This is a genomic window from Methanosarcina spelaei, assembly GCF_002287235.1.
GTDB lineage: Archaea > Halobacteriota > Methanosarcinia > Methanosarcinales > Methanosarcinaceae > Methanosarcina > Methanosarcina spelaei.
In genome coordinates, this window is the sequence record NZ_LMVP01000039.1 from 1 (window position 1) to 13781 (window position 13781).

The window sequence follows — 13781 nt, forward strand, 5'->3', positions numbered from 1 at the left end:
CAGTATTTTATTACTATGATCTATCTAAAATTAGGAAAGTTAGATTTCAAACTACCCATCTGAAATGACGAAGAGCCAAAAAATGTTTTGGGAAAAAGGTTATCAAAAAAGTTTTAGGAAAAAGGTCTATCAAAAATAGATGGTAAAATCTTTTTGAACAATTACGAATAATAAGACTTCTACAAACATGAGTGATAATACTCCTACTGACAGTTATGAATAACAGGACCTGATAAGGATGAAAATACTTGCTATTACTGACCCTCATGGGGATTATTCGAAGATAAAGGAAATGATTGAAAAGGCAGGGGATTTTGACCTTGTAGTCATTGTCGGGGACATTACCAATTTCGGGCCCGATGAAAAGGTTGAAGAATTAATGGAAATATTTGACAAACCCGTATTTGCGATCCCTGGTAATTGCGATCAGAGGAGTATTCTAAAAGCCCTTGACGCTTCTAGGGCTACTAACCTGCACGGAAAAACCGAACAGATTGGAAATATCAGGTTTATAGGCCTAGGCGGCTCAAATCCTACTCCTTTTAATACTCCCTTTGAGCTGTCCGAAGAAGAAATTGAAAAGGCCCTTGAAGGAATGGTCTGCTCTGCCGAAAATGACAAAGATTGCGGCACCATAGTGCTTCTGACGCATGCTCCGCCTTACGGTGCAAGAGATGAACTTCCTTTCGGTCATGTGGGCAGTAAGGCTATCCAGAAATTCCTTGACAGGGTTGACCTGATCGTCTGCGGGCATATCCATGAGGCAAAAGGCCTGGAGCAGGTCGGAAAGACCGTAATAGTAAACCCTGGAGAAGCATGTAAAGGTTCCTGTACCTTAATAACTCTCGGAGAAAAGGAAGAAAACAAACCTATTGAGGTTGAATTTATAGAAGTGTAAAACAGCAAAATTAAACAACAGCCAAATCTCAACTTCTAATCAGCTTCAATCAGGCTTGGGATTTTCCCAGGTATCTGAAGGTATAGAATATTTAAATAAAATTAAAAAGGCTCTAAATACACTCTGAGTCTTTTTCTTTTTTCAGGGGCTAAATTCATTACCTGGAAAATTCGTACTATCTAATTATATTTTATACGCTCACTTTACTCACTTTCTCTATTTCACCTTAAAGAAAAACTCATTCTACTATCCACAATTGTGCGTAAGTCCTATGAATAAAAGGAGAAACAAGGAGAAAAATGACAGATATCGAAGCAAATGGGCAGACAGATAATTAAATAAGTTTAGTATAAATATTGAGTAGAGATGATAGAGACATTAAACAGGGGTTTCTTGGAACTTGACTCTTACTTCATAGACCTAAAAATCATAGAGGTTAAGCTACGGACATCGTTAAAGACTTTGGCTTCGATCCGGTTTTTCTGGATTTCATGACAAAACTTGCCATAGCCTTTTTGATAGGGATAATGGTAGGTATAGAAAGGGAGCATAGAGGCATTGAACATGAAATTTTTGCCGGGGTGAGAACCTACAGCATAACCTGTATAACAGGCATGTTAACTGCGTTTGTAAGCGAGGCAACAGGACCGGGTTTTGTTTACGTAGCTGCGCTCTTTTTCGGAGCAATCTGTTGCATAGTCACCTATGCCAAGATATTTCTATTTAAACGGATAGGAGTTACCAGCCCTATTAGTCTCTTCTTCATTTTTGTTATGGGAATCCTCGTTGGTTATGACTACGGCATATTTGCTATTATCTCTTCAATAGTTGTAGCTTTTCTTCTGATACAGAAAAAACCTCTTCACCAGTTTGCAGGAAACCTGACAAAAGAAGAACTCTACAATGCCATACAGTTTATGGCCGTGGCTTTCATACTTTATCCGGTGATGCCTGATAAAAAATTTTATGGGGTTCTAAATTTCAGGTCTGCCATCCTTATTGTAATTCTTGTTTCGCTTATCAGTTTTTTAAGTTATGTGCTCCTGAGGAAGTTCGGCACAAAGCGCGGGATCTGCTATTCCGGCTTTGTAGGAGGCTTTGTGAACAGTGAAGCTACAACAGCCGCACTTGCAGGTCTCTCGAAACGAGCAGAAGAAATGGCCGACCCTGTTCTTACCGGAATTCTTCTCTGTAATATTTCCATGCTCATCCGAAACCTTGCGTTAGCCCTGATTGTTGACCCGACCGGTCAGACAACTCTGCGTATGCTTCCTCCCCAGGCAGTGCTCATTCTTGCTTCTGTAGCAACAGCTCTCAGGTATGATAAGAAATTCTGCCCTATAGATGGAGGAGAACTTAAAATTGAATCTCCTTTTTCGCTTGGACAAGCATTTAAATTCGGTTTTGCATTTACCGTAATTCTTATAGTAGGAAGCTTTGCCTATAAAATTGCAGGGACTGCCGGAATTTACGTCACTGCCCTCGGTGCTCTTGTTAGCAGTTCGGGAGTGATTGTTTCGGTAACCTTACTTGCAGTAAGTGGAAATATTTCCTATGCAACTGTAGCGAATACTGCGGTGCTTGCAAGTCTGATCAGCACGATTAACAAGATCCTGCTTTCGAAAATATCCGGTTCTCCCAGCCTTTACGCTCTTACAAAGAAGACTTTCGGGATAATTACAGTTTTCGGAATCCTTGCTTTACTTTTGTGGAACTTCGTGTGGAGTGGAGTCTGATACGAATTTTTGCTTATGTAACGGGACATGTTATTGTCTCATAGGTTTAGTAATAACAGTCATAGGTTTAGTAATAACAGTCATAGGTTTAGTAATAGCAGTCGATAAGGACTCGGTTCATACTATTCCATACATTAACTGAGAAACGGAAAAAATTGTCGAAAAATATTGAAGTTAGACAAGCCAATTATTTGGAATAGTCTTATAATATTGATATATTTTCCTCATATATTTTGACTTTTGTTCATTAACCATAAATTTATATGCTTATTCCAATATTTTTGCAATATAAAGTTTCAAAATGTATTAAAAAGTAAAAGAAGTATCAAAGGTATATTAAAAAATAAAAGAAGTATCAAAGGTATATTAAAAAATAAAAGAAGTATCAAAGGTATATTAAAAAATAAAAGAAGTATCAAAGGTATATTAAAAAATAAAAGAAGTATTAAAAAAGTGAAAAATGTATGAAAATAGATTAAATATAGAAAAATAAAAATATTTATTGAGTAAGAAATACATTTATAAGTGCGGACTACCTTAAAAAGAATAACAAGATTCGAAATTCCCTTAAAGATAAAACTGTAATAATAAGAAGTACTGAATTCTCAAAAGGTCAATAAAGGTAAATTAAGATTAAGTAAAAACTAATAGAGGTTAAATAGATCAATAAACTCTAAGTGGTTAAGCTTAAAATTGAATGCTTGCTTAATTATATAAAATTTTTATTCTGTCTAATGATTTCCTAAATTTCACAATCGCAAGATGTGAGGAATAAGATGAAAACAAAAATAATTGTGCTGCTTCTTATATTTGGCGCCGTTTTACTTTCAGGATGCACAGGGAATGAACAGCCCTCAACAGAGAAAAATGCAACCCCTGAAGAAACCGTAACTCCTGTGGAAAATACAACTGTTGTAGGAACACCGGAAGAAAATGTAACCTCGGAAGAAAATGTAACTCCAGAGGTAAATGTAACCTCGGAAGAAAATGTAACTCCTGGAGAGAATGGAAGACTCAATATCTCAACTTCCGAAATTAAGGAAACCCCTTATCTGTTAAGACTGATCAACAACAGAGTAAGTTCCTCAAGTCTTGAAATAAAAAAGGGAGAATCAGTCTCCTGGATAAATATGGAAGATAACCCAAAAAGGGTTCTTATTCTGGTGAGTGAAGAAAAGCTCTTTGAGAACACAAATCTTACGTACAGACGTGCTTTTACATATACCTTCAACGAGACCGGAGACTATCACTTCAGTATTGTAGGCCAGCCCAGGATGAATGTTACTGTTAGTGTAGCTGAACCTTGATAAATAGTCTCTGAAGGTTAAAGAGTCAAAAGTTCAGGGAAATCGGGTTTGATGAATATTCTAACTGTTTGCAGGAAAGGCCAATACATTTTTTGCCGATAAAATTTCCTGGCAATCTATTTTTCAAATATTTAAACCAGGTTTTCTCTGGACAGTACAGCTTAACTTGCTTCTCCTTAAGTACGTATAGTCTTTTCTAAGGCCTTTAGAGATATATTCCTAAACAGCATGCGAAGTAACACTAAAATTAGTTCCTTACTGCATGATCCGGATCAATGCTTATCATCCGAATTAACGCCTTTGCTTCAAAAATAACTCTAGCTTACTGACTGTTCTAAGAAAGCATTATTATTTATAAAAGGCTTATATTAAAATGGGAATACAAATGATAAAGTAACAACAAGGTGGAGGGGATTGGAAACAAAAAAAATAATTTTAATCCTGATAGCCCTGTCAGTAATAATTTCAGGCTGCCTGAGCTCGGAAGACGAGGGGGAGGATGGGGAAGAAGGACGGGAGGCAGGTGGCAGTTCTGGAGGCTCGCAAAGGCAAAGAGAAGTGAGAACACCCGAGGGAATGCAGGAAGAAATGTGGACATCGGAAAAGACGGAAACTGAAGAGGAAATGTGGACACCGAAAGAAACAGAAGCAATGGAAGAAACGATAGCACAGGAAGAGCTTGAAACATCTGTAGAAACGGGAACACAGGTAGAACTGGATACGCCGGAAGAAACGGAAACTTCTAAAGTGCCGGATGAGTCTGAGATGGAGCAAACAGGAGTCCGGGCCGGGGAACGGGAAAGAACCGGAGCCGTTCAGCCTGGCGGAACGCCACCGACGTCACAATTTGTAAGGCTTAAGAATTATCTTATGATTCCTTCAAGTCTGGAAATCAATACCGGAGATACGGTTATTTGGAAGAACTACCAGGAGTCAAGTGTGCTTACTCTGACCAGCAGGGAACACCTTTTCGAGGATAGAAGGCTTGCATATGGAAGTACCCTGGAGTATACGTTCAATGAGCCCGGAAGCTACAGTTTCGGTGTAAAAGGATATCCTAAAATGCAAGCAACCATTACTGTAAAATAAGATCCCAAAGTATAGCAGTCTCAAATGACATCTAAAACTATAGTCGAAGGCACAACAAAGGTTTCAGTTCCGGTGCCGCCTCCGGATACAACCTTCCCTCCCTCGGCAGCTCCGGTTTTTTACAATCCGGAGATGGAACTTAATCGCGATATTAATGTCGCAGCTACGGCTGCATTTGTGGAAAGGCTTCTTTCGAGAAAAGAACTTCTCAGAGAAGAAGTCCGTTATGTGGACGCTTTTTCAGCGTCAGGGATAAGGGGGCTTCGGATTGCAGGCGAAGTAGGTATCCACGCTACAATGAATGATTGGAGTCCTGAAGCGTTTGAACTTATAAAGGAAAATATTAAGATTAACGGGCTTGAAGAACAAACCCAGGCTACCCGCAAGAATGCAAATGTGCTGCTACACGAACAAAAATTTCATATCGTGGACATTGATCCTTTTGGCACTCCTGCACCTTTCCTGGACGCAGCATCGGCTTCGGTTAGAAGTATGCTGTCGGTCACAGCAACGGATACGGCTCCCTTATGTGGGGCCCACCTGAAAGCCGGAATACGAAAATACGCAGCCGTACCTCTTAACACGGAATATCACAGCGAAATGGGGCTTAGAATTCTCCTGGGAGCCTGTGCCAGAGAGCTTGCAAAGCATGAAAAAGGAATGCTGCCCTTGCTTTCCCATGTGACACGTCATTATGTTCGCACATACCTCGAGATTCTTCCTGGAACAAAACAGACTGACCGAACTCTAAAATTAATTGGCTTCAGCATTCATTGTCCAAAATGCGGGTTTCGAGGGCCTGTATACGGGCTTGCAGTACATATCGAAAAAGAATGCCCTGTTTGCGGGGCTCTCACACAAATTGCAGGCCCTCTGTGGCTTGGGCCATTCAGGGAACAGGCGTTCTGTGACGAGGTTATTTCCGAACTTGAAGTACATCCTCTAAACACAAAGGATAAAGCAAAAAAGTTAATTACTTTATGCAGGGGTGAACTCGATATCCCGATGTTCTATGACCAGCACGTGATCTGTAAAGAACTTGGAGCTTCTGCAACCGGAATAGAAATCCTGATTGAAGTCCTTAAAGCCCAGGGATTTGAAGCATCAAGGACTCATTTCAGCGGCACTTCATTCCGAACTGATGCACCTATTACAGAAATAAAGGAAATAATCAGAGCGCTTTCAGGGTGAGTTCTTCAGATAAAAATGTAGAGGTAAAAGTAAAAGTAAGAACTGTCCCGGTAATGTACAAACCACTGAAAAGTTCCCAGTTTATATAAACTACCGAAAAGTCCGTATTATATAAAGCACCGAAAAGTCCCAGTATTATATAAACCATTGAAGAATACTTAAAGTGCTTTGACTGAGATCAGAAATAACCCGCTAGAGAAATTCCAATGTGATATTATGTCCGATGAAAATCCAGAAAAGTTGTTTTTGCAGGAAAAACCCACTCGTGCGCTACTGTTTATAGGCTCTATGGGGAAGACATATGCGTCTGTTATTTCTAAAGAGATAGATTCTACCTTTGCCCATACAACAAGGATCCTAGCGAAAATGGAACAGTGCGGACTTATAAGATTCACATTTGAGGGGCGGATAAAGTTTGTCGAACTTACCGAGTACGGAAGAGAGGTCGAAGCCGCCCTTAAAGGGTTCAGGGACTTAATTGAAGAGGAGCCTTTGAAAGATAAGAAAGAGGAATCCCGAGACATAAGTCCTGAAATGGAAGAAGCTGCAGAAAAGGAAGGTGAGAAAGAACCTGAACAGGCAGAAGAGCTTGACCCTCTTAATGCTGAAATTTTTGAGAAGATTAAAAAACTCAGGAACAAAATCGAAAGTATTCATAGGGATGCAATAGAGCATGGAGATAGTAAGGATACAATTTCCCGTAAACTTGGTCCTTACAGTCGGGACATTAAAAAACTCCAGAACCAGATTGAAAGGGCAGAAAGCTCCATTAGTGAGACTGTAATCTCAGCCCTGGAAGAAAGTGAAGAGCTTCTGGAAGCTTACCTCAGGAGCGAGGAGTAATTCAGTTCCCGGTAAAAACAAAGCAGAAGAGAGAATTGGCAGGAAAAAATATGATAAAAGTTGTAACCCTCCAGCATATTTACGGAAAGAACCGGGAAAGGATGGCTGGACTTTTGAAAACTCTGGTTGAGAATGAATTGAAAGACCTTGAAGTAAATGTTGAGATTTCTATTACTCCTGAAAACTGGGCCGAGTTCACCCTTGAAGGCGAAGATGAGGAAGTATCTGCGAATTTGCTGACTGCCAGATATGGGACACCTGCGAAAAAAGCTGAACCCGAAAAGGTATACATTGGTTTTCTCCAGGCTTTTTTAGAGGATGCTTTTCTGGTCAATATTGGAGTGCCTGTAAGAGTTGAAACCGAGGAACTGAAAGCTCTGGGCAGCGGAAAGCCAAAACAGCTTGCCTCCAGATTCGGTCTTATCCCTCATTTACCGGTTGAAATCGAGGTTATTGAGGCGAATAAGAATTTAAAAGCTCGCTTTACTAAAAAGCAGCTAGATATCTGGTGGAACTGGAAAAAGGCAGCTACTGATAGAGTAACTGTTAATGGGGCAACCCGCTCGGAAATCAAAAGCGCAATTAAAAAAACAGGTCACGGAAGAGATATTTATGAAATCGAGCGTCTGGGGCTGCTGGAGCATGCAATCGTCTGCCGGGAAAATACCGACGGCCCTGGTATAGTTGCAGCAATAGGGCCTCGCCTGAAATCCGAAATGGGGGCCATAATCGGAGATGCTAACTGACAACTGATACCTGACAAGAAAACAGATAAAAGTCTGAAAAAAGAGCCGACCCTGAAAAATTTTAATAATCCAGTTAGTATTGAGAATAGAGTGCCGATTAAAATCTGGAGTTATTAATAATAATTAAAATGCGGCACTGCCAGTGCGAAAAATAAGTTTATATTGTTATCTTAAAAAGGCAGTGTTCATGCCCTGACCCGTAACACTCAATCTCGGTAACTCTGTACTCTTTCTCGAACTTTCCTCTCAGAATTCCTTCAATAATGCCTTCTCTTAAGGTGCAGAAAGGTTTTCCTATTACCGGTATTGATCTGGCTTTGAAATCGTCTTCAATTTGAAGAGCAGGGATATTTACAAGTGTAGTAACCCGGCATTTTCCCTGGAATTCAAGAAAATTCCCTATTTCTCTCAGGAGTTCCTCAAAGGTTTCGGATTCGAAAATGGGAGAAATAGATCTTCCAAGGTCACTTCCTATCGTTTTTATAATCGGGGCATTGTCAATTCCGTATGCCTCAAAGCCAAAGTAAAGAGCATGGAGCAGGATTTCTGCAAAGCAGAACCTGTCATTTCCATATGCAGGGGCTTTTTCCAGTAAACTCCTGTAACGTTCTATGAAAGGTTCCTGAAAGCAACCCATGTAGCGGGAAGTAAGGGAATAAACCTTTCGGCGACGGTCTTCTGGGTCAATGTTTTCTTCCACAAGCTCACATGACCTTAGATTATTGAGGTGTACGGAAATAGTTGATTTGGCTTTTGCTGTAAACTTTACGATTTCATCAAACGTCCTGGGTTCTTCCCTGAGCAAATTAAGAATCTGGAGTTTAACAGGACTGCCTATTGCTATCAGCCCGTTATCATTATAAAAAAATTCGGTTTTACCCTCAGGTTTTGCCATAATATCTTTAGATAAGTTGCACTTAGAATATATAAATCGTTCGCATGCCCACGAATAACCATTTATTATATATATTCATAAACTTATAAAGCACTTTAATTTTGTATAAACAAACCCGAAAAAAAGAAATATCTCATTTGGGGAAAGAAATACTTGATTTGGGGAGAAATATACCTTATTCAAGAAATAGAACTATTTGATTATGGAGAATAATTTATAGATAGGAACATAGATAAACTAATTATATTACTCTTATGAAAACAAATAGACAGCAAGGATACCAGAAATGCCGGATGAAGTGCCGGAAAGGATTTGTCAGGAATAAAAAAAGCATTCAACCTCAGACCTATTCGACTTGAGGTCTTTAAAAAAATCAAAGGGGAAAGTACATGGGATTATTTAAAAGAATGGAAACAGTATTTAAATCGAAGATGAACACAGTTCTTAACAGGATGGAAGACCCGCGGGAAACACTTGACTATTCCTATGAGAGGCAGCTCGAAATGCTTCAGAATGTGAAGAGAGGAGTTGCGGAAGTTACAAGCTCAAAAAAACGCCTGGAGCTCCAGCGTGTAAAGCTGATTCAAAACACTGATAAGCTTGAAAAACAGGCAAGAGATGCAATTGCCGTTGGCAGGGAGGATCTTGCAAGGCTGGCCCTTGAGAGAAAAGCAGCCCTTGCCCAGCAGGTAGAAGAAATAGACAGGGAAATTGTAGAGCTTGAAAAGCAGCAAGAAAAATTGATAGCTTCGGAAAAGCGCCTTTCAACAAAAGTGGAGATTTTCAGAACCCGGAAAGAGTCAATTAAAGCCCAGTACTCAGCTGCTGAGGCCCAGGTGAAAGTAAACGAATCTGTTACCGGCATCAGTGAAGAAATGGCAGATGTAGGCCTTGCGCTCGAAAGGGCCGAAAATAAAACCGAAGAGATGAAAGCACGGGCTGAGGCAATTGACGAGCTTATGGAAGCTGGCACACTTGAGGATCTTACAGGCGGCAAGGACAAAATAGATCGGGAACTTGCAAAAATCAGTGCCCAGAGTAATGTAGAATCTGAACTCTCCAGACTTAAAGCCGAAGCCGGAAAAGGGCCTGAAAAAGCAAAAACCGAAGAAGAAGGCACAGAAGAACGAAAGGAGGTCTGAAGATTGATAATCAGGATTATGGGTGAAGGCCAGTACAGGGCACCTGAAGCTCTCTGTGACGAGTTGAACCAGATTGATAATAGGATTGTAGATCTGGTTAATGAAGGAAAGGTTGAAGAATTCCGAAGCGAACTTGCCAGACTGGTCTCCCAAATAAAGGAAAGAGGGGAGCCGATTAAAGCGGAGGAGATTCTTGAGTCCGATATTATCGTACCCCCTGAGGACCTGAGCTTTGAGGAAGCAAAAAACGTGTTTAAAGGCTCAGGAATCTTTGAGGATTGAAGCTGTAACCTAAGATGATTAAGAACAAATCCGCGAACAAGTCCACGAACAATCCAAGAAAAAATCCAAGAACAATCTAAGAACAAATCGACTCTTCGCTGTTTAGAGTGGGTAATTTAGATTTATCTCTTAAATATCAAAGTAACATATGTATAATATAGAAACATTTGTGGTTGAAAATGACATTCAAGCTTTATGTTTCTCTTTTTGCCTGGTTACTTTGTAACTGAATAATTATTTTCAACCAATATAAACCAGCGAAGAGCCACCAAATCTAAGAACAAGCCCTAGCAAATCTAGAAGAAGCCTATAAAATTAAAAAATAAATCGAAGAATAGATTTTGAAAATAACATTTTTGGCACCGAAAATAAGAATTAGCAGACCTCCAATGTCTGCGTTCACCGAATAACCATTACTGGAACCCTTGAATGCCTTACTACTCTTTCTGCAATACTGCCAATCAGGAATTTTTTGATACCTGTAAGACCATGTGTGCCCACTACTATAAGGTCAATATTGTTTTCCCGGGCATATTCAAGGATCTTATCAGCAGGAATGCCTTTCAGGAACACGGACTTAACTTTAACCCCGGCTTCTTCTCCCATTTTTTCCACGTTGCCAATTGCAACTCTCCCTTTATCCTTAAGATATTCTTCCAGTCCTTCACTCCAGCTCTTAACCGTTCGCGTAGTTACTGCATGCTGAGTTGAAATTACATAAAGGGCATGCACTTCAGCACAAGCTGCCTTTGCGAGATACATTCCATAAGAAGCCGCTTTTTCCGCATTTTCCGAGCCGTCGGTTGCAATTAGAACTCTTTTAAAATGACTTCCTTCCGTTCCATCCACTCCTTTTATGATACAATAAAGGCATATCTTCTATTCTTGCTTTAAAATTCATCTATTCTTGCTTTAAAATTCATCTATTCTTGCTTTAAAATTCATCTATCCTTATTCTAAAATATACCATTTTGTTCATTAATCAAAAAATGATTGTTGTATTGAACTTGCAATATCAAGAGTCATAGCTTGATAAGGAATATGCATCATATGTAGGATGTAAAAACTCTGTTAAACCCCTGTATACGAATTACTGTTGACCACACTTATTCAATATACTCTAAACTATATATTTAAAATTTAAATCAGAGGTTTTATTTAACAGTGAATAATATTTGTTCAATATGTTCTAAAACATAATCTAAAATTTAAACGAATAATATCTAAAAAGTGAAAAGCCCTGAATGTTTTAATTGAAATTAATGAATTGAGGTGTAGGTTTGTCAAAAAAACGAGTTTTAGTCGTCCTGCTCATTCTTGCAGCATTTATCAGCTTTGGTTGCATCGGTAAAGATGGAATGAAATTATCAGTTTCAAATAATGAGACTGAAATAAATGTCAGTTTTCCTGAGTCAGGTAATGGCAGCTGGTGCCCTGTAGGTTCTCAGCTTCAAGTTACAGATCCTGCTACCGGGAAGAGCCTGAACTTAACAATTACTGGAACTGAAAAATTTGGAAATGAAACTCTCTGTAAAGCTTGTGTAGAAACCGGTACTGAAGGAAACACTTCAAGATTCGAGTACATGTGGTCCGAAGATAAGAATACCACAGTCTGGACAAAATATGATAAGGATGGAAATATCTCAGTGAGATTCATCAATGTGGATGGAAAAAAGACAATCGTTGACGGGACCGGAAGGACGCTTAAATTTGGAAACTCGACAGAGGTTTCATCAAGCCCGTTATAAAAAATGTCAAAGTTCCTCTTTTTCCTTGCTTTCCATCCAGGAGAACTGACTAGATTTCCATCTTTTCCATTTTAAATTCCTATTTTATTTCAGATTTTAAAACAGATTATTAAACAATATCTATAAGACTACTATAACTGGCAAATATATGCTCTCTTGGGAATCGATGATTTTTCGGGATGTCGCATTGACGTGTAGTCTGTCAGTATGTAGTACACTAACACAGCACATAGCTATATATATTCCAAAGATCTATTAATATCGTGTAAAAGCGAACAAACCACACATCTTAAAATGGATTTTAAAACCGGCAATCCTAACCTCTGGATGCCGGTTTATATAGAAGAGCCGAAGAATCGGTTTCCTTCACTACTCCACGGAAGGAGAGGGGTTCTACGACCCTTTCCCCATTCCTTCCTACTTTCTCTATTTCCTGCTTTTTACCTCATGGTCTTTTTTTTTTATTTCGTTCTTTGTCCTGATTCGTGGTAACTCCTGGCAAGTTCACATATCTGTTCTGCAACATCGAGTGGGTCTTTTCCTACAAGAATACTCACAGGCTCTTTTCCAACTGCACCTGTCTCGTAAAAGACCCTGGGCATTTTGCCTCCTGCAGCCCGAATAGCCTCTTCGACCATCCAGGAGATGGCCTCCCCTTCTGCATCCTTCATATTCTCAGGTTCAAAGCGTCTGTCTACAACCGAAAAGTCCCATCCCTTTTCTTTACAGTAGGTTTGCAAAAACTCAGCAATCTCCAGGTTATTTGCAAAATCTATAATAGACCTTATCTCAGAATCTTTTTTTTGGATTTCCAGCACAAGGTGTGCCATATAGCTAGAAGCCCCGAATTTTATTCTCCCAGTAGCTTTTGGAAACCCATCAACTATGGAAATCCTCCCATCGACAGCAACAACATCTTCAGGAGTGGCTGATTTTTTTGAGGCATAAACAAAATTTGTTCGAACTTCGGGAATCAAAGCTGAAAACTCCTCACAGTCTTCTATTTGTTCAAGCCCAAGATATAAACGCCCTATCATGTCTATCTTTTCTTTAAGATCCATAAAATCACGGCTCCCCAACCAGTTTTTTACAGGATATTTTCCCCACATTTACAGGTTTGACCTGCAGTCAGCAGGGCAATAGCATGTAAAACAAATTACAGGAAATTAGCAATTGTGATTTTATTTTTATTTAATATATATTTACTCAACCTATACTTAATCAGGAAGAGGTAAGGAAACTTAAAAATGAGAATACAAACAACCTGGAGTTTTATGATCAACCCGGTTATAAACCGGAAAAATAGCTGCAAAAAGAAGTTGCAAAAAGTAGATATCAAAAGATTAAAGATTTTAGAAGCTAATTTGAGATCCTCAAAATAGGCTTTATACATAAAACGTACATGAAATTCTTCGAATAACATGCACAAATCAATGAAAGTACTCTACGCCCTCTTTTTTGACTATTAAGCCCTTATTACCTTGGGCAGTAAGGTTGTCCTTATTTTGGTTTTTCAAAACCGTCAGAAAACTAATCAGTGAATTGCCATCGAAGGCTCAAATGTGACTTTGATCACGGATGCTAAATTGGCCTTTTAGGCAATTCGACTGCCCAAATAAATTGGGTGATGTTATATGATTGAAGTCATAAACAAAGCTTGTGGTCTAGACATTCACAAAATCTTTTTCATTGCTACAATTCTCAGTAGATCTGGCGAAAAACAACAGCAACGTTTCAACAGAGATGACGAAGGAATTTTAGCCCTTAAAAATTGGGTAATATCCGAAAAATGTAATGTTGTTGCATGTGAGTCAACAAGTGATTTCTGGGTTCCTATTTATGATTCTTTGATAAAGCATCTACCTGTAATAGTTGGAAATGCTCGAGATATGAAGGTATTTACC

The 13781-nt window shown here is 39.2% G+C and carries 13 protein-coding genes and 1 pseudogene; 11 read left to right on the forward strand and 3 right to left on the reverse strand.

Features of this window, described 5'->3' with window-relative positions; all coding sequences use genetic code 11:
* Positions 1-238 precede the first annotated feature (238 nt).
* The 7 genes from ASJ81_RS03335 to ASJ81_RS03365 all read left to right on the forward strand — a co-directional run bounded on the left by ASJ81_RS03335 (position 239) and on the right by ASJ81_RS03365 (position 7810).
* Positions 239-898, forward strand: a complete 660-nt coding sequence (locus ASJ81_RS03335) for a metallophosphoesterase (protein WP_095643239.1) — start codon at positions 239-241, stop codon at positions 896-898.
* A gap of 491 nt (positions 899-1389) precedes the next feature.
* A complete protein-coding gene (locus ASJ81_RS03340; RefSeq protein WP_245859756.1) occupies positions 1390-2634 on the forward strand; it encodes an MgtC/SapB family protein in 1245 nt (414 codons plus the stop codon).
* Between the two features lie 776 nt (positions 2635-3410).
* Entirely contained in the window at positions 3411-3941 is a 531-nt protein-coding gene (locus ASJ81_RS03345) for a hypothetical protein (protein WP_095643241.1), read from the forward strand.
* A 414-nt stretch (positions 3942-4355) separates the two neighbouring features.
* On the forward strand, positions 4356-5030 hold the full coding sequence (locus ASJ81_RS03350; protein WP_095643242.1) for a cell surface lipoprotein: 675 nt from the start codon (positions 4356-4358) through the stop codon (positions 5028-5030).
* 24 nt (positions 5031-5054) lie between these two features.
* Positions 5055-6221 (forward strand): tRNA (guanine(10)-N(2))-dimethyltransferase, encoded by a 1167-nt coding sequence (locus ASJ81_RS03355; protein WP_095643243.1) that lies wholly within the window; start codon positions 5055-5057, stop codon positions 6219-6221.
* Positions 6222-6437: 216 nt separating this feature from the next.
* Positions 6438-7064, forward strand: a complete 627-nt coding sequence (locus tag ASJ81_RS03360) for a MarR family winged helix-turn-helix transcriptional regulator (RefSeq protein WP_095643244.1) — start codon at positions 6438-6440, stop codon at positions 7062-7064.
* 50 nt (positions 7065-7114) lie between these two features.
* Complete coding sequence (locus ASJ81_RS03365) at positions 7115-7810, forward strand: DUF2110 family protein (RefSeq protein ID WP_095643245.1); 696 nt, start codon at positions 7115-7117, stop codon at positions 7808-7810.
* A 157-nt stretch (positions 7811-7967) separates the two neighbouring features.
* On the opposite strand, the gene ASJ81_RS03370 is transcribed toward ASJ81_RS03365, so the two are convergent.
* On the reverse strand, positions 7968-8705 hold the full coding sequence (locus ASJ81_RS03370) for a V4R domain-containing protein (protein ID WP_095643246.1): 738 nt from the start codon (positions 8703-8705) through the stop codon (positions 7968-7970).
* Positions 8706-9094: 389 nt separating this feature from the next.
* On the opposite strand from ASJ81_RS03370, the gene ASJ81_RS03375 reads away from it, so the two are divergent.
* Both ASJ81_RS03375 and pspAA read left to right on the forward strand, forming a co-directional pair.
* Positions 9095-9847, forward strand: a complete 753-nt coding sequence (locus ASJ81_RS03375; RefSeq protein ID WP_095643247.1) for a PspA/IM30 family protein — start codon at positions 9095-9097, stop codon at positions 9845-9847.
* Positions 9848-9850: 3 nt separating this feature from the next.
* A complete protein-coding gene (gene pspAA / locus ASJ81_RS03380) occupies positions 9851-10129 on the forward strand; it encodes a PspA-associated protein PspAA (RefSeq protein ID WP_048106198.1) in 279 nt (92 codons plus the stop codon).
* 399 nt (positions 10130-10528) lie between these two features.
* On the opposite strand, the gene ASJ81_RS03385 is transcribed toward pspAA, so the two are convergent.
* Positions 10529-10978: a universal stress protein gene (locus ASJ81_RS03385; protein ID WP_095643248.1), complete on the reverse strand. Its 450-nt coding sequence runs from the start codon at positions 10976-10978 to the stop codon at positions 10529-10531.
* Positions 10979-11409: 431 nt separating this feature from the next.
* Here ASJ81_RS03385 and ASJ81_RS03390 point away from each other — a divergent pair, with 431 nt between their 5' ends.
* Entirely contained in the window at positions 11410-11877 is a 468-nt protein-coding gene (locus tag ASJ81_RS03390; protein ID WP_095643249.1) for a hypothetical protein, read from the forward strand.
* Between the two features lie 461 nt (positions 11878-12338).
* Here the strand turns inward: ASJ81_RS03390 and ASJ81_RS03395 are convergent, their stop codons facing one another.
* Positions 12339-12938: a thiamine-phosphate synthase family protein gene (locus ASJ81_RS03395; protein WP_095643251.1), complete on the reverse strand. Its 600-nt coding sequence runs from the start codon at positions 12936-12938 to the stop codon at positions 12339-12341.
* 573 nt (positions 12939-13511) lie between these two features.
* On the opposite strand from ASJ81_RS03395, the pseudogene ASJ81_RS03405 reads away from it, so the two are divergent.
* Positions 13512-13781, forward strand: a pseudogene (locus ASJ81_RS03405) (IS110 family transposase); the annotation flags it as partial.

Excerpts from the sequence above, each read along its gene's own strand:
- ASJ81_RS03335 (WP_095643239.1), top strand. The coding sequence starts at position 239 with ATGAAAATACTTGCTATTACTGACCCTCATGGGGATTATTCGAAGATA.
- ASJ81_RS03355 (WP_095643243.1), top strand. The coding sequence starts at position 5,055 with ATGACATCTAAAACTATAGTCGAAGGCACAACAAAGGTTTCAGTTCCG.
- ASJ81_RS03370 (WP_095643246.1), bottom strand. The coding sequence starts at position 8,705 with ATGGCAAAACCTGAGGGTAAAACCGAATTTTTTTATAATGATAACGGG.
- ASJ81_RS03395 (WP_095643251.1), bottom strand. The coding sequence starts at position 12,938 with ATGGATCTTAAAGAAAAGATAGACATGATAGGGCGTTTATATCTTGGG.
- ASJ81_RS03345 (WP_095643241.1), top strand. The coding sequence starts at position 3,411 with ATGAAAACAAAAATAATTGTGCTGCTTCTTATATTTGGCGCCGTTTTA.
- ASJ81_RS03340 (WP_245859756.1), top strand. The coding sequence starts at position 1,390 with ATGACAAAACTTGCCATAGCCTTTTTGATAGGGATAATGGTAGGTATA.
- ASJ81_RS03375 (WP_095643247.1), top strand. The coding sequence starts at position 9,095 with ATGGGATTATTTAAAAGAATGGAAACAGTATTTAAATCGAAGATGAAC.
- ASJ81_RS03360 (WP_095643244.1), top strand. The coding sequence starts at position 6,438 with ATGTCCGATGAAAATCCAGAAAAGTTGTTTTTGCAGGAAAAACCCACT.
- ASJ81_RS03365 (WP_095643245.1), top strand. The coding sequence starts at position 7,115 with ATGATAAAAGTTGTAACCCTCCAGCATATTTACGGAAAGAACCGGGAA.